The sequence below is a fragment of the Aliikangiella litoralis genome, assembly GCF_052495765.1.
Genome location: NZ_CP199292.1, coordinates 3,412,179 through 3,427,622, shown reverse-complemented (window position 1 = coordinate 3,427,622; position 15,444 = coordinate 3,412,179). Strand labels below are relative to the sequence as shown.

Genomic DNA, 15,444 nt, shown 5'->3' with positions numbered 1-15,444 from the left:
TTACATATCAGAGTAATACGCCTAATGGAATAAGGGTGATATATATGAGTACAAATCGAAAAACACTGAGGATGCCAATTACAAATGTTTTTGCAAAAGGTGGTTTTTCAGTAACTGTAAATTTAGGAAGCCAGCTGGATACTGCTGAATTGGTTTTGGATACCGGAAGCAGCAGTTTGGTGGTGACTAAAGAAGCTTATGGCGCGCACATAGACAAAGAATTGCAACCGACTAATTATGTTCAGTGCATTAACTATGGTATGGGAGGCTGGTATGGGCCTGTTGTAAAAACAGGGGTTGATATGTTGGCAGATGGGCCAGGTATGCTTTTACATGCTGCTCATGTTTCTTTAGCCGTGGTTTATTCAAAAGATACCTTTGCCGATGCTGATGGAATAATCGGCTTAGCATTTCATGAGCTGAATGATGGCCATAATTTAGAAGATTACCTTTTAGGAAAAGATGTAACTCCTGCGACTACCTATCCTTGGCATAATGTTGAAATTAACGATGACTCTATTAAGGGATTTAAAAAATTTATTCGTCAACATCCCAAGTCAGAATTAAAACCTTATTTTACTCAATTAGAAGAGAAGGGGATTTCTGCCAATAAATTTTCGTTTGTTACCCGGCGCTCTAGTATTCACCATGCTGAACCTGAATTGTCTCAAGAAGAATTAAAGCAAGATCCATTAAATTGTGGGTTATTTATTTTAGGAGGAGGAGAAGAAGACGTTGATTTATATGAAGGTGATTTTGTCCGTATCAAAGTGATTGATGATGTTTATTACAATGTCAGGCTATTAAAAGTCAAAGTTGAAGGTTTTGAGCCATTTGATGCACCGCTTTTAGCAGGGAAAAACTTGAAGAGACATCGTTCTAATGCTTTTGTTGATACAGGCGCATCTCTTATCGTTTTAGATAATGTTATTTTTAATTATATTATTGAATGCTTTGAAAAAATAAATCCTAAATTTAAACAGATATTAGAACCTTTTTTGTCATTTGAATATATTGAAGAAGGGATCTCTTTAGAAAAACTTGAACTATCTGAGTGGCCTGATATTGAATTTATTTTTGAAGCCTCAGTTAATAGTTCAGATGATGAAGTGAGCTTGTTTTGTCGAGCTGATGATTATTGGCAAGTTAATGCACCACAACATAATCAAGCTTCTTTTAAAATTATTTCACAACTGCCCGGTTGGCCTGACCAGTCTATTTTAGGCTTACCACTTTTGAGTGATTATTATGTGATATTTGCTCGTTTCGAAAATGAATATGGTGATATTAAGTTTGCTAAAGCTAAGATTTGATAATTTATTTTGAACAACATGATAACTTCAATTGAAACAGAGCGTTTAAACCTAGTCCCTTTAGTTCCGTCAGATCGTTACTTATATTATCACCTTTATCAAGACCGTTATTTAACTCGACATATCGGTGGTATGCTTAGTTATAAAGCTGTTCAAAAGGCATTTGAGCTTTCACTGGAATATAATAAGCAAACATTTTCTCGTTATACCTGGACAATACAATCTAAGGAACAAAATATTAAACAAGGCATTTGTGCACTTGTTTCTGGAAAATCAAACAATGCCGATATTGGGACTATTTTATGTCAGGAATCACATGGCCAAGGACTAGCAACAGAGTCTTTGAAAGCATTAATGAAGTATGGTTTTGACTGTATAAGATTAGAAGAAATTTGTGGCTTTTCTCTTTTACAAAATATTCAATCCAAAAAGTTAATGACTTCGTTGGGGTTTCTTTGTAAAACAGGTATTGAGTCACAAGAGGAGGGCTATTATTGGTCAATGTCAGATATGATGTGGGGAAAAAATTATTCTAAAAATAGTATATAAACTAAGGGGAGCAAAAGTTGCCAAAAAATGGGAGTTTTGTATGTGTTGGTACTGGAATAACATTAGGAGCACATATCACACCAAAAGCAAAAGGTTATATTGAAAATGCTGATGTTGTATTTGTGGCTGTTTCTGATGGAGTTGTTGAAAAGTGGATTGAGCAAATGAACCCCAATGTAAAAAGCTTACAAGTCTATTATGCCGAAGGTAAATCTAGAAAAATGACTTATCGACAAATGCAGCAGGTGATGATGAGTGAGGTGCGGGAAGGCAAAAATGTTTGTGGCGCTTTTTATGGGCATCCAGGGGTTTTTGCCTTAGCTCCACATAAGACGGTAAAACAGGCTTTAAAAGAAGGTTTTTATGCGCATATGGAACCTGGAATATCTGCTGAAGATTGTTTGTATGCCGATTTGGGGATTGATCCTGGCGCGTTAGGATGCCAACACTATGAAGCAAGTCAGTTGCTTTTTTATAAAAGGTATATTGATACATCCGCTTACTTAATTTTGTGGCAAGTCGGAATTGTTGGTGATAAAACACATTTTAAATTTTCTACTGGTCGTGCTTATCGTGAAATATTTTTGAATGAGTTGTTAAAATATTATCCGGCGGATCATAATGTGCTGCTTTATGAGGCACCGACTTTACCTATTAACCATTCTAGGATAGAGGAAATTTCGCTAGAATTAATAATTGATACTCAATTAAATCCTGAGACCACACTCGTTTTGCCACCTTGTCAGCCATTAGTTGAGAATAAAGAGGTAACCAGTCGTTTACTGGCTTTAGAAGGTCAAAGTTAGATTAATGATAGAGTTGATATATTACAAATAATTCACTATAAAGTTGCTGATGTATTAAATAAATAATAATCAATCAGGAGAGCCAATCATGAGTCATGTTATCAAGCTTTTAGAAAAACTAGGGCAGCAACCAACCCTAGGACCATTTATCGAATCTAATATTCAGAGGTTATTGAATGGTGAGCACGTGGATAAAGAGATTGTTGATATGATTATCAATGCGGACAATGAAGGAATTGCTAGAATGCTTGATACGCGTAGTAAAATTGTGGCATTTCTAGCGCCTGCAAAAGATGATGAAGATGAAGAAACGAGTGAAGATGAAAATGATGACAAAGATGATGTAAAGGAGTCTAATCAGGTCATTGCTTCTAAGTAATTATCGGTTAGGCTTGTGATGTTAGATTTGTTAAAGCAGTTACTTTTTATTTTATTCATCAGTTTATTGTTGGGTTCTGCTATTTTTGCCGTTAAGGCAAACAACTTTGATGAACAGCTACACCGAGCAGAACAAATTAAATCAGCAGATAGAAAATCCTTCTCTCTGCTGTTGCGCGAACTGAAAGAGAAGGCTAATTTTTTTAGTATTGAACAGAAGTATCACTTTATTTATTTGTCTGGATATGAACATGCCTATCAAGGTAGGTTGGAAGATGCCATTAATGCTTACAAGCATGTTTTTGATAACTCCAGAAATTTATCTCTTAAATATCGTGGTGCTCTTTCTTTAATTAATGTTTATGCCTTAAAACGTGATTGGGGAAAAGGTTTTAAGTATTTACGCTTCATTCAACAGGCTAGTGACGATATACCCGATCAAAGCACACGGCATTTAGGCTTAGTCGGTGTGAGTATTTTTTACAATGAGCTAGAGCAGTTTTCTTATTCCTTGAATATATCGAAAAAACTAAAGAGTGAAGAGGTTGCAGGACGTAATAAATGTCTTGCTTTAGGTTTGGAGTTAAAGGCGTTACTGAATACTCAACCTGAAAATCTGCAAGCAGAAGAATTTGAGTCCGCAATAAACTTATGTATTCAAGAAGGTGAGATCGTTGTTGCTAATGTTATAAGAACAAATTTATCCCAGTACTTAATCAATGACTCTCAATATGAGCAGGCCATTGAAGTGTTGACACAAAATATGTCGCAAATCTTAGATTCAAATTATAAATTACTAATTGTAGATACTCATGCCATTTTAGCTAAAGCTTATTTATCAATTAAAGCTTTTGAGTTAGCTAAACAGCATGCAGAAAAAGTCATTGTCAATAACCCTGATGTTAAATACATAAAGCCGATTGTTAGCTCTTTTTATGTTTTATACCAAATAGCACTGACAAACAGTGATTATAAAGTTGCAGCAAAGTATTTAGAGCGTTATTCCGAGGTTCAAAAAATTCAATACCAAGATACAAAAGCAAAACAGTTGGCTATAGAGCTAGCTCGTTATGAATCGAAAGAAAAAGATAATCAGATAAAGCTATTAAATAAACAAAATGAAATATTACAATTAGAAAGAGCTTTGTCTAAAGAGTCTGCGATCTATAACCGATGGTTGATTATTTTGCTGGTTGTTACGGTATCTATTCTTTTTCTATGGGTTTTCTATGTTAAACGTTCGCAACAAAGGCTTAAGTATTTAGCTGAATATGATAGCTTGACTAATACTTGTAATCGGGCTCACTTTACACAAAATGCAGATTCAGTATTAAATTATTTTTCCAAATCAAACCGAACAGCCAGTTTAATTTTGTTCGATTTAGACCATTTTAAAAAAATTAACGATACTTATGGGCATTTAGCCGGTGACGAAGTGTTGAAGTTAGTTGCTAATGCTTGTCGAGATTGTGTGCGCAAAGTTGATATTCTAGGGCGTGTAGGTGGAGAGGAGTTTGCCATTTTACTTCCCGGCTGTGAACAAGAGCAAGCTTCAAAAATAGCAGATGATTGTCGTCGGAAAGTGAGTGAGCTGAAAAATTTTGAAAGCAATAATGAAATCTCGGTGAGTGCCAGTTTTGGGGTGACTGATACGGTTTTAAGCGGTTATCAGCTTAAGGATTTAATTGCTCATGCTGATGAAGCAATGTATCTGGCTAAACGACGTGGTCGAAATCAAGTCGTTATCCATAAACCCGATTAAAAATTGTTCAAAATTCAACCTGTTTTAAGTCGGTTATTCAGTTCTTAAAATACTCAATGTAATTGACTGATAAATAGCAAATTTATCCCATCAAATTTATTCATCTTGTGATATAATGCGCCGCTTTATGGCGGTTATTAGCCAATTAAAAACTGGGTCTGTTTTTACTCGTATATAAAAATATAACAAGCATTAAAAAGACCCTTAAAATCAATAATATAAGGAACCTTGGTCGTTTATGGGTGAATTTGCAAAAGAAGTCCTTCCAATTAATATTGAAGACGAGCTGAAAGTCTCTTATCTCGATTATGCAATGAGTGTTATTGTTGGTCGAGCATTACCTGATGTTCGAGATGGTCTAAAACCTGTTCATAGGCGTGTGCTGTATGCGATGAATGAGTTAGGTAATGATTTTAATAAGGCTTATAAAAAGTCCGCTCGTGTCGTCGGAGACGTTATCGGTAAGTACCACCCACATGGTGATACTGCTGTTTACGATACTATCGTTCGAATGGCGCAGCCATTTTCCTTAAGGTATATGCTAGTCGATGGGCAAGGAAACTTTGGCTCTGTTGATGGTGACTCGCCAGCCGCTATGCGATATACCGAAGTACGAATGGACAAATTAGCACATCAATTATTGTCTGATCTTGAAAAAGAAACAGTTGATTGGGCTGAAAACTATGATGGTAGTGAGACCGAGCCTACTGTTTTACCGACTAGAGTTCCTAACTTATTAATTAATGGATCTGCCGGTATTGCTGTTGGTATGGCAACTAACATAGCTCCCCATAATTTAAATGAAGTGATTAATGCTTGTTTTGCCGTGATGGACGATCCAGATATTGATGTTGCTGGTTTAATGGAGCATATTCCAGGACCTGATTTTCCCACTCAAGGCATTATTAGTGGGCGTGCAGGTATAATCCAAGCCTACACGACTGGCCGTGGTCGAATTTATATTCGAGCCAGACACCATATAGAAACTGATGATAAAAATGGTAAAGAAAGTATTGTCGTGACGGAATTACCTTATCAGGTAAATAAAGCTCGTTTAATTGAAAAAATTGCAGAGCTGGTAAAAGATAAAAAAATAGATGGCATTACAGGACTAAGAGATGAGTCCGATAAAGACGGTATGAGAATGGTGATCGAACTTCGGCGTGGAGAAAATGCTGATGTATTAATGAACAACCTTTATTCTCAATCACAAATGCAAACAGTATTTGGTATTAATATGGTTGCATTAGAAAGTGGGCAGCCGAAACTATTTAATTTAAAAGAAATGCTAGAAGCATTTATTCGCCATCGTCGAGAAGTGGTGACTCGCCGTACTGTTTTTGATTTAAGAAAAGCTCGTGAAAAAGCTCATGTTTTAGAAGGTTTAGCGTTAGCTTTAGCTAATATTGATGAAATCATTGAGCTCATTAAAAAAGCACCTACTCCAGCAGAAGCAAAAACTCAATTGATGGCAAAAGGGTGGGAAGCTACTGCGGTTGTTAGCATGCTTGATCGTGCAGGTGCAGATGCATGCCGACCTGATGATTTGGAAGCAAAATATGGGCTGGTTGATAATTTATATTACCTATCTCCAGCACAAGCTCAAGCAATATTAGACTTGAGATTGCACAAGCTAACAGGGCTTGAACACGAAAAAATCATCAATGATTATAAAGACTTAATTGCATTAATTGCTGAGTTATTAGCCATTTTAGCTAGCACTGAAAGACTGATGGAAGTGATTCGCGAAGAGTTAGTTGAAGTTCAAGAAATGTTTGGTGATGAAAGACGTACAGAAATTACCAATAGTTCTGCCGACTTGTTAGTTGAAGATTTAATACCAGAAGAAGATGTTGTTGTGACTTTATCGCATGAAGGTTATGTGAAGTATCAGCCACTTTCTTTATATGAGTCACAGCGTCGCGGTGGTAAAGGTAAGTCTGCAACAAAAATGAAAGATGAAGACTTCATTGCTAAACTCTTGGTTGTTTCTACACATGCAACTATTTTATGTTTTTCTAGTACTGGTAAGGTCTACTGGTTGAGAACATTTGAGTTACCGCTGGCAAGCCGAGGCGCGCGCGGCAAACCTATTGTAAATATTTTACCACTAGCTGAAGGTGAGCGCATAACCAGTATTTTGCAGGTTAAAGAATATGCTGAAGATCAATATGTGTTTATGGCAACTGCAAACGGAACGGTTAAAAAGACTTCATTAGAGCAATTCTCAAGACCTCGTTCTAATGGAATTATTGCACTACGTTTAGATGATGACGATGAGCTGATTGGCACTGTTGTAACAAATGGTGAAGATCACTTGATGTTATTCAGTGATGCAGGAAAAGTTATTCGGTTCCATGAAGAGAATGTTCGTCAGATGGGACGTACGGCGCGAGGAGTCAGAGGCATTCGAATATCTGATGAGCAAAAAGTAATTGCGTTAGTTAGAGCTGATGATAATAGTCAAATTCTTACAGTCACTGAAAATGGTTATGGTAAGAGAACTAATATGTCTGAACACCCACTAAGAGGAAGGGGGGGACAAGGTGTTATTTCTATTACATTGAGTGAGCGAAATGGTAAAGCTATTAGTGCCGTTAGAGTACAAGATGGCGATGAAATCATGCTAATTAGTAAAGGTGGAACGCTAGTTAGAACTTGCGTTGATGAAATCAGGACTATGGGACGAAACACGCAGGGTGTTCGCTTAATCAGATTACAAGAGGATGAAACATTAGTTGGTCTACAACGTATTGATGAGTTGGAAAAAGATGAGGAAGATGACGTCCAAGAAAATACCAGTGGCGAATCTACTGATAGTAATACCGTTGTAGATGAATCTAGCTCAGTAACTAAAGAGTTGGATAACACAGAAGAAGATGACACTGAAAATGAGTAGGACATTTAACTTTTGTGCCGGCCCGGCTGCATTACCTCAGTCGGTGATGCTAAAAGCACAGCAAGAGCTACTTGATTGGAAAGGACTTGGTGTTTCTGTCATGGAAGTCAGTCACCGCTCATCGGAATATCAAGAGTTAGCTAATAAGGCTGAATCTGATTTAAGAGCTTTAATGGGGATTGGTGAGCAACATGCTGTATTATTTATGCATGGTGGTGCTACTCACCAATTTTCAAATATTCCTATGGGATTATTAAATTCTGATGTTGAAGCAGAATATATTACCAATGGGATCTGGTCTGACAAAGCGGCAGATGAGGCTTCTCGGTTTGGTAGAGTAAACAAGATTAACGCGATTTGTACTGATGAAAACAACTTGCGTTCATTGATAGAACAAGACTGTTGGGAGAGAAGTTCTTCCCCTGTTTATACACACTATACGCCCAATGAGACAATTGAAGGTTTACGTTTTGAACAAGCAGTTTCAAGCAAAGGACCTCTTGTTGCAGATATGTCCTCGTGTATTTTATCTGAAAATATTGATGTGAATGATTTTGACTTTATTTATGCTGGAGCTCAAAAAAACATTGGGCCAGCAGGGATGACTCTCGTGATAGTTAAGCACTCTTTAATTGAACAAATGAATTTTGAGCATTTGCCACGAGTGCTTAATTATCAGATTCAATCAAAGCAAGGCTCAATGTTGAATACTCCGCCTACTTTTGCCTGGTATTTAGCCAGCCTGGTATTTGAATGGTTGATTGAGCAAGGCGGCGTGGTAAAAATGGAAGAGTTGGCAATAGAAAAGTCTAAAATGCTCTATGATTTCATTGATAGAGATGAATTTTATCATAACCCAGTTGCTATAAAGAATCGTTCTCGTATGAATATTCCATTTATAATACAAGACAGCAACTTAAATCCTGTTTTTATACAGCAGGCAACCGAAGCTGGTCTTGTTGGCTTGAAAGGCCATCGAAGTGTTGGTGGTATGAGAGCTAGCTTATATAACTCTATGCCGATAGAAGGTGTTAGCGCGCTGATAGATTTTATGCAACAGTTCAAGCAAAAATATGGATAGATTTTAAGGATATTGAGTGACATTAAATATTATTACCATCGATGGTCCATCAGGTTCTGGCAAAGGAACTGTTAGCCTGCAACTTGCGAGTAAGTTAGGTTGGCACATGTTAGATAGTGGTGCTTTGTATCGGGTTTTAGGTCTCGCAGCACAACGACATGGAATTGCTTTCAACGAAGAGCAGAAAATTACTCAACTGGCTAGAAATCTCGATATTCAATTTTTAATTGATGACACTACTGGAGAAGTTGAGCCTATCTTTGAAGGGGAAAACTTATCTCCTTATATAAGAACTGATGAAGCAGGACAGGCAGCATCCCAAGTTGCCGTTATTGAGTCTGTAAGAGAGGCATTATTAGAACGCCAAAGAAACTTCTATCAGTCTCCAGGGCTAGTTGCTGATGGTAGAGATATGGGTACGATTGTCTTTCCTGAAGCACCAGTCAAAATATTTTTAACCGCTAGTGCTGAATGTAGGGCCGAAAGACGTTATAAACAGTTGAAAAATAAAGGTGCAGATGCTAATATGCGCGCGCTTTTAGATAGCATAAAAACACGCGATGAGCGTGATAGAACTCGCCTCGTGGCACCATTGGTTCCCGCGAGGGGAGCTTTTGTCGTTGATAGTTCTCATTTAACTATTCCTCAAGTACTTACACAAGTGCTTGAATTTGCAGCTAAAAGCTTGCCAGAAATTGGAATAGGTTAGCAAGTCTTTTATATAAATTTGTATAACCAAATCAAATTCTGACATTCAGCATATTGGCTGAGTGGGAATACATTTTACTATATGGGTTGCTGATGGATTAGTAAACCTTTGATTAATAATCCCGAAATAACCGGATGTTATTCGGAGTTTGAAACTAAGCGTAATTCCAGATTACGTGATTTTAGGTAACTAAAGATGAGCGAAAATTTCGCAGAACTTTTTGAGCAGAGTTTAAATGAATTAGAAATGCGTCCAGGTGCTATCGTTAAGGGCACTGTGGTTGCAATTGATAGTGAGACTGTAACAGTTAATGCTGGTCTTAAATCTGAAGGTGTTATTCCTTTATCACAGTTCTTAAATGAGCAGGGTGAAGTAGAAGTTAATATCGGTGATGAGATTGACGTAGCACTTGATGCGATTGAAGATGGGTATGGGGCAACTCAACTATCTCGTGAAAAAGCCAAACGTTTTGAAACTTGGTTAGAGCTAGAAAAAGCTTGTGAAGCCAATGAAACAGTAATTGGTATGATTACTGGTAAAGTTAAAGGTGGATTTACGGTTGAAGTTAAAAATGTTCGTGCATTCCTACCAGGTTCTTTGGTTGATGTGCGTCCAATTCGCGATACAACTCATCTAGAAGGCAAAGATCTAGAATTTAAAGTTATCAAACTCGATCAAAAACGCAACAATGTTGTTGTTTCAAGAAGAAGTGTTATTGAAGCTGAAAGTTCAGCTGAAAGAGATGAGTTATTAGCTCGCTTAGAAGAAGGGGCTAAGGTTAAAGGTATCATTAAAAACTTAACTGATTACGGTGCTTTTGTTGACTTAGGTGGCGTTGATGGACTTTTGCATATCACAGATATGGCTTGGAAGCGTGTTAAACATCCTTCTGAAGTGGTACAGGTTGGTGATGAAATTGATGTTAAAGTACTTAAGTATGACCGTGAGCGTCAACGTGTATCACTCGGTATGAAACAGTTGGGCGAAGATCCATGGGCAGATTTAAACCGTCGTTATCCTGAAGGTACTCGTTTGTTTGGACGTGTTACTAACTTAACTGATTATGGTTGTTTCGCTGAAATCGAAGAAGGTGTTGAAGGTTTGGTTCACGTTTCTGAAATGGATTGGACAAACAAAAACATCCACCCAAGTAAAGTGGTTAATTTGGGTGATGAAGTTGAAGTAATGGTGTTAGACATTGACGAAGAGCGCAGAAGAATTTCTTTAGGCCTTAAACAATGTGTACCTAATCCTTGGACTGAATTTGCTGGTAAATTTAATAAGAATGATCGTGTTACTGGTAAAATCAAATCAATCACTGATTTTGGTATCTTCATCGGTCTAGATGGTGGTATTGATGGTTTAGTTCATTTATCTGATATCTCTTGGACTGCTACTGGTGAAGAAGCGGTTCGTGATTATAATAAAGGCGATGAAGTTGAAGCTGTCGTTCTTTCTGTTGATGCAGAGAGAGAGCGTATCTCATTAGGTATTAAGCAAATTGATTCAGATCCTTTTGCACAGTTTTTAGCTGAAAATACTAAAGGTTCTATTGTTAATGGTACTGCGATTGAAGTGGATGCTAGAGGTGTTAAAGTAGCATTAGCTGATAACGTTGAAGGTTATTTAAGAGCTTCAGAAATTAGCGATGATAGAGTTGATGATGCTGCAAAGCACTTTAGTGAAGGTGATGCTGTAGAAGCTAAATTTACAGCGGTAGACAAGAAGAATCGAGTTATTACCTTATCAATTAAAGCAAAACACAAGCAAGAAGAAGCTGAAGCAATTGCTGAGTACAGCAAAGATGGCGAAGAATCAGCCCCGGCAACTCTTGGTGATCTGCTTAAAGAGCAGTTAGATCGCGACTAATCTTTTCTGTTTGTTTTTAAAAAGCGCCCATAATCTATTGATTTTGGGCATTTTTTTTTGCTTTTTATTAATAAATTGTCTATTGTACAAGGTATATATTCAGTGTCCCGAACTAACAAAGGAATGGATTGATGACAAAATCCGAACTTATCGAAAGATTGGCTGCGCGTCAAACTCAATTATCTCTAAAAGATGTCGAATTAGTTGTTAAGAGCATACTCGAGCACATGGCTCAATCACTTGCTAAGGGCGAACGTATAGAGATAAGAGGGTTTGGAAGCTTCTCATTGCATTTCCGAGAGCCTCGTACCGGAAGAAACCCTAAAACGGGTCAATCGGTACAGTTAGAGGGTAAGTATGTCCCTCACTTTAAACCAGGAAAAGAGCTAAGGGATAGAGTAAATGAAGGGTTAAAATCTGACTGATTTATAAATAAAACGGTTTAAATAAAATAAAGCATATCTTTTGATATGCTTTTTTTATACCCTTACATCCTATAAACTGATTCTCGACCGATTGGAAACGAAGTGCATTAAAATATGTCGTTAATTAGACTTAAGAGGCATTAACTTGAGAAATTTCTTAACAATTCTTTTAGCTGTTATCATAGTCATTATTTCTGCATTGTTTTTTTCGCAAAATGACTCGTTGGTTAAGATCAACTATTTTATTGGACAAATTGAATGGCAATTAGATAGAGTTATGATGATGTCTTTGTTGGTTGGAGTTGTGGTTGGTATATTGTCTGTCATTGGGAGTTTATTTAAAGCTAAATTTCAACTTCGCCAAGCTAAAAGCAAAATATTGAAACAAGAGAAAGAGCTAAATAGTTTGAGAGCTTTGCCTGTAAAAGATGAATATTAACTATAAGGATATGAGCGCAAAGGTATGTTTGAATCAGTAATAGCCGTCTCATTATTATTACCAATAGCGTGGTATTTTGGGTATCGAAATGGAAAGCAGAAGGCTAGTGGAAAGTCGGCAGCACGGCAATTAGGTTTATCGAAGAAGTATTTTGTAGGTCTTAATTATTTATTAAACGAAGAGGCCGATAAAGCGATAGATACTTTTGTGAGTATGTTGGAAGTGGACTCTGAAACAGTAGAAACACATCTTGCTTTGGGTAACTTATTTCGTCGTCGTGGTGAAGTTGATAGAGCTATTAGGATCCACCAAAATTTAATTGCTCGCCCATCACTTTCGGCGGCACATAGAAAGATGTCATTGCTAGAATTAGGTTATGACTATATGGCTGCTGGTCTGCTAGATCGTGCGGAAAATATATTCAACGAATTGGTTGCAGATCAAACTCATAAACAGGCAAGTTTGAAACAGCTGTTACTGATATATCAACAAACTAAAGATTGGCAAAACGCCATTAAAGTATCAGAAAAGCTTCAGCCGGGGGCATCTTCAAGTACTAAGACTGAAATTGCACATTTTTATTGCGAGCTTGCAGAAAATAAACTTTATCATCAAACTCCTAAAGAAGCCGTTAGTTACATAAAAAAAGCAATATCTGTTGATGCAAACTGTGCTAGAGCATCGATGATTAGCGGTGATATTGAGTTTTCCTTGGGGCGTTACAAGCAAGCGATTAAAGCCTACCGGGAACTGGTTCGACAGGATATAGAATTTTTGCCAGAAGCAATTAACAAGGTAACAGCTTGTTTTAAACAACTGAATGATACAAAAGGTTTGCTGCAATTTTTACAACATGCAATAGAGATGGGAGCAGGTGTTTCTAGTATTTTAGTTTATGCAGAAGAAATTAAAGCTGAAAAGGGTGATATTGCTGCAGGTCAGTACATTGCTCATCAAATGGTGGAACGTCCATCGATTAAAGGCTTGCTAAAATTGATCGAACTATATTTAAAACATGCGAGTGACAGTGCGAAGCCAAGCTTGTTAATGCTTCAGGGAGTTGTTACTAAATTATTAGAAAATAAGCCTGTCTACCATTGTAATCGTTGTGGTTTTGATTCTAAGGCGTTATTTTGGCAATGTCCTGGTTGTAAGACATGGGGTAGTGTAAAACCAATACAAGGTATAGAAGGAGAATAGTAAAGTTGAGTTTTAATCATTTAACAGAGTCGAAAATTATCGTTGCATTAGATTTTGACAAACTAGATAGAGCAAAAGCATTTGTAGATTTATTAGATCCCTCTATGTGTAAATTAAAGGTTGGCAAAGAAATGTTTACATTGTTTGGACCTGATTGGGTAAAGTATCTTGTAGCTAAAGGCTTTAAAGTATTTTTAGATCTTAAATTTCATGATATTCCTAATACTGTAGCTAAAGCTTGCCTAGCCGCGGCTGAACTTGGAGTCTGGATGATAAATGTTCACACTTCAGGTGGTTTGAAAATGATGCAAGAGTCAGTTAATGCACTAAAAACATTGGGTAAGGAAAGACCTTTACTTACAGGGGTTACTATTTTAACAAGTATCGATCAAACTCAATATGAAGCAATTGGATTTCAGCGAGATGTGGAGCAACAAGTAGCACACTTTGCTGATTTAGCGAAACAAGCAGGGTTAGATGGTGTTGTGTGTTCTGCGCAAGAAGCCGTTAGATTAAAAACACGCTTGGGAACGGACTTTTTGTTAGTTACGCCTGGCATTAGGCCTCTGGGGGTTGATTCGGGCGATCAATCAAGAGTGATGACACCTGAAAAAGCTGTTCAAGCAGGAGTGGATTATTTGGTCATTGGACGTCCAATAACACTTTCAGCCGATCCGCTGAAAACTTTGTGCGAGATATCTGAAAGTATTCAAACTGTGTAGAATAAATCGTTCTTTTCCGCTAAAGTACAGTTTCATTTAACATATAAACGGAAACAAATCTTTCAGGGAGAGAACCATGAAAAACAAACTATTACTTATTACTTCAATCATTGCATTTTTGGCTTTTGCACCAAACTCTTTTGCAAAGTCGAATCAATTAAGTTCAGAAGCTAAATCGACGATACAAGTTGAAAGGCAAAAAGTAAACCTTAATACTGCCGGTGCTAAGGAAATAGCAAAGAGCTTAACGGGAGTTGGACTTAAAAAAGCCCATGCTATTGTTGAATATCGCAAAAAGCACGGTGACTTTAAAAAGGTTGAAGATGTCGCAGCAGTGAAAGGGATTGGAGTTTTAACGCTAACCAAAAATCAAGGTAGAATACTGCTTGAGTAATATTACTAATGAAATTTAATTAAGCAGCATGTATCTTTTCTTAATGCGAGTCAGTGATGAACTGACTCGCATTTTTGCTAATGAGAATGAGGTTGCTATATTCTTTTCGTTGCATTGATAAATTGGCTTGTTTGTTTACTATGTTTAATTTTCATTGGGCTAGAATTAATCTAGACTATAACTTTCCTTATTTTATGACTTAGCCAATAAAAAATACAAAATATAATTGAAGAAATAGTGCCAAATAGATGGGCTTCTTCAACTACATTGGCGTTAATAAAACTTGCTGTAGTTTGGTTTATTTCCCAATTTAGTTCTACAAAAAGTTTGATGCTAACAATAATTAAAATTAAAAATGCAAAAGTTTTTGCTTTATTAATAGATAATAAAGCTCCACCAAAAAGATACCCGTGTAAAGCACCGGAAAGTCCAACATACCAGTGAATAGTAAGGTACATGTGAATTAGCACAACATTAATAACAATACAAAAAGTCAACAGACAAGCTCTTAGCTTAAATGATATTAAAGGTTGAAATAAAAAGTCCATTAACAAAAGTCCTAACATGTTCAGTACCCAATGATTCCAGTTACTATGAGTAAAATTAGCGCTGATTAAACGCCACCATTCACCATTTGAAACTTCTGTACTTTGATATCTAAAAAACTCAAGAGATTCTGGTGCGAATACTTGTATGAATAAGCTGATTAGTATGATGAAAATAACCAAATAAAAGGGTTTAATATGATTTTTGGTTGACATGATTAAGCACTGATTTAACCGTTAAAAGAAATTTATCATTAAAAACTCAATATTTTGAGAACACTGACAGATATTTTGCTTTTTTGTATGACAAATTTAAAAATAGGCAATAGAATAGATCAACTTTAATCATAAAA

The 15,444-nt window shown here is 36.7% G+C and carries 15 protein-coding genes; 14 read left to right on the top strand and 1 reads right to left on the bottom strand.

Annotation, left to right across the window (positions count from 1 at the left end; all coding sequences use genetic code 11):
* Window positions 1-44 precede the first annotated feature (44 nt).
* The 14 genes from ACT5E3_RS14110 (at window position 45) to ACT5E3_RS14045 (ending at window position 14,546) form a co-directional block, all read left to right on the top strand.
* On the top strand, window positions 45-1,313 hold the full coding sequence (locus tag ACT5E3_RS14110; RefSeq protein ID WP_444994186.1) for a pepsin-like aspartic protease: 1,269 nt from the start codon (window positions 45-47) through the stop codon (window positions 1,311-1,313).
* 18 nt (window positions 1,314-1,331) lie between these two features.
* Window positions 1,332-1,862, top strand: coding sequence for a GNAT family N-acetyltransferase (locus ACT5E3_RS14105; RefSeq protein WP_444994185.1), 531 nt, complete (start codon window positions 1,332-1,334; stop codon window positions 1,860-1,862).
* 17 nt (window positions 1,863-1,879) lie between these two features.
* Complete coding sequence (locus ACT5E3_RS14100; protein ID WP_444994184.1) at window positions 1,880-2,668, top strand: SAM-dependent methyltransferase; 789 nt, start codon at window positions 1,880-1,882, stop codon at window positions 2,666-2,668.
* A gap of 88 nt (window positions 2,669-2,756) precedes the next feature.
* Window positions 2,757-3,047, top strand: coding sequence for a hypothetical protein (locus ACT5E3_RS14095; RefSeq protein WP_444994183.1), 291 nt, complete (start codon window positions 2,757-2,759; stop codon window positions 3,045-3,047).
* 18 nt (window positions 3,048-3,065) lie between these two features.
* Entirely contained in the window at window positions 3,066-4,808 is a 1,743-nt protein-coding gene (locus ACT5E3_RS14090; RefSeq protein WP_444994182.1) for a GGDEF domain-containing protein, read from the top strand.
* A 238-nt stretch (window positions 4,809-5,046) separates the two neighbouring features.
* Window positions 5,047-7,707, top strand: a complete 2,661-nt coding sequence (gene gyrA, locus ACT5E3_RS14085) for a DNA gyrase subunit A (RefSeq protein ID WP_444994181.1) — start codon at window positions 5,047-5,049, stop codon at window positions 7,705-7,707.
* Window positions 7,700-8,788 (top strand): 3-phosphoserine/phosphohydroxythreonine transaminase, encoded by a 1,089-nt coding sequence (gene serC / locus ACT5E3_RS14080; protein WP_444994180.1) that lies wholly within the window; start codon window positions 7,700-7,702, stop codon window positions 8,786-8,788. The genes gyrA and serC overlap by 8 nt, the downstream gene beginning before the upstream one ends.
* A 16-nt stretch (window positions 8,789-8,804) precedes the next feature.
* Complete coding sequence (gene cmk / locus ACT5E3_RS14075; RefSeq protein ID WP_444994179.1) at window positions 8,805-9,497, top strand: (d)CMP kinase; 693 nt, start codon at window positions 8,805-8,807, stop codon at window positions 9,495-9,497.
* Window positions 9,498-9,692: 195 nt separating this feature from the next.
* Window positions 9,693-11,366 carry a 30S ribosomal protein S1 gene (gene rpsA / locus ACT5E3_RS14070; protein ID WP_444994178.1) on the top strand — a complete coding sequence of 558 codons (1,674 nt, stop codon included), beginning with the start codon at window positions 9,693-9,695 and terminating at the stop codon, window positions 11,364-11,366.
* A gap of 131 nt (window positions 11,367-11,497) precedes the next feature.
* A complete protein-coding gene (gene ihfB, locus ACT5E3_RS14065; RefSeq protein ID WP_444994177.1) occupies window positions 11,498-11,791 on the top strand; it encodes an integration host factor subunit beta in 294 nt (97 codons plus the stop codon).
* 145 nt (window positions 11,792-11,936) lie between these two features.
* Complete coding sequence (locus ACT5E3_RS14060) at window positions 11,937-12,230, top strand: lipopolysaccharide assembly protein LapA domain-containing protein (protein ID WP_444994176.1); 294 nt, start codon at window positions 11,937-11,939, stop codon at window positions 12,228-12,230.
* Window positions 12,231-12,254: 24 nt separating this feature from the next.
* The gene (gene lapB / locus ACT5E3_RS14055) at window positions 12,255-13,430 is read left to right on the top strand and encodes a lipopolysaccharide assembly protein LapB (RefSeq protein WP_444994175.1); all 1,176 of its coding nucleotides are present in this window, start codon (window positions 12,255-12,257) and stop codon (window positions 13,428-13,430) included.
* 5 nt (window positions 13,431-13,435) lie between these two features.
* A complete protein-coding gene (gene pyrF, locus ACT5E3_RS14050; RefSeq protein ID WP_444994174.1) occupies window positions 13,436-14,152 on the top strand; it encodes an orotidine-5'-phosphate decarboxylase in 717 nt (238 codons plus the stop codon).
* 76 nt (window positions 14,153-14,228) lie between these two features.
* A complete protein-coding gene (locus tag ACT5E3_RS14045; RefSeq protein WP_444994173.1) occupies window positions 14,229-14,546 on the top strand; it encodes a ComEA family DNA-binding protein in 318 nt (105 codons plus the stop codon).
* Window positions 14,547-14,716: 170 nt separating this feature from the next.
* Here ACT5E3_RS14045 and rrtA read toward each other — a convergent pair whose 3' ends face one another.
* Window positions 14,717-15,307 carry a rhombosortase gene (gene rrtA, locus ACT5E3_RS14040; RefSeq protein WP_444994172.1) on the bottom strand — a complete coding sequence of 197 codons (591 nt, stop codon included), beginning with the start codon at window positions 15,305-15,307 and terminating at the stop codon, window positions 14,717-14,719.
* Window positions 15,308-15,444: the final 137 nt, after the last annotated feature.

Coding starts and splice junctions, on each gene's coding strand:
- ACT5E3_RS14045 (WP_444994173.1), top strand. CDS start 14,229: ATGAAAAACAAACTATTACTTATTACTTCAATCATTGCATTTTTGGCT.
- lapB (WP_444994175.1), top strand. CDS start 12,255: ATGTTTGAATCAGTAATAGCCGTCTCATTATTATTACCAATAGCGTGG.
- ACT5E3_RS14090 (WP_444994182.1), top strand. CDS start 3,066: ATGTTAGATTTGTTAAAGCAGTTACTTTTTATTTTATTCATCAGTTTA.
- serC (WP_444994180.1), top strand. CDS start 7,700: ATGAGTAGGACATTTAACTTTTGTGCCGGCCCGGCTGCATTACCTCAG.
- ACT5E3_RS14105 (WP_444994185.1), top strand. CDS start 1,332: ATGATAACTTCAATTGAAACAGAGCGTTTAAACCTAGTCCCTTTAGTT.
- ACT5E3_RS14110 (WP_444994186.1), top strand. CDS start 45: ATGAGTACAAATCGAAAAACACTGAGGATGCCAATTACAAATGTTTTT.
- rrtA (WP_444994172.1), bottom strand. CDS start 15,307: ATGTCAACCAAAAATCATATTAAACCCTTTTATTTGGTTATTTTCATC.
- ACT5E3_RS14095 (WP_444994183.1), top strand. CDS start 2,757: ATGAGTCATGTTATCAAGCTTTTAGAAAAACTAGGGCAGCAACCAACC.
- ihfB (WP_444994177.1), top strand. CDS start 11,498: ATGACAAAATCCGAACTTATCGAAAGATTGGCTGCGCGTCAAACTCAA.
- rpsA (WP_444994178.1), top strand. CDS start 9,693: ATGAGCGAAAATTTCGCAGAACTTTTTGAGCAGAGTTTAAATGAATTA.
- gyrA (WP_444994181.1), top strand. CDS start 5,047: ATGGGTGAATTTGCAAAAGAAGTCCTTCCAATTAATATTGAAGACGAG.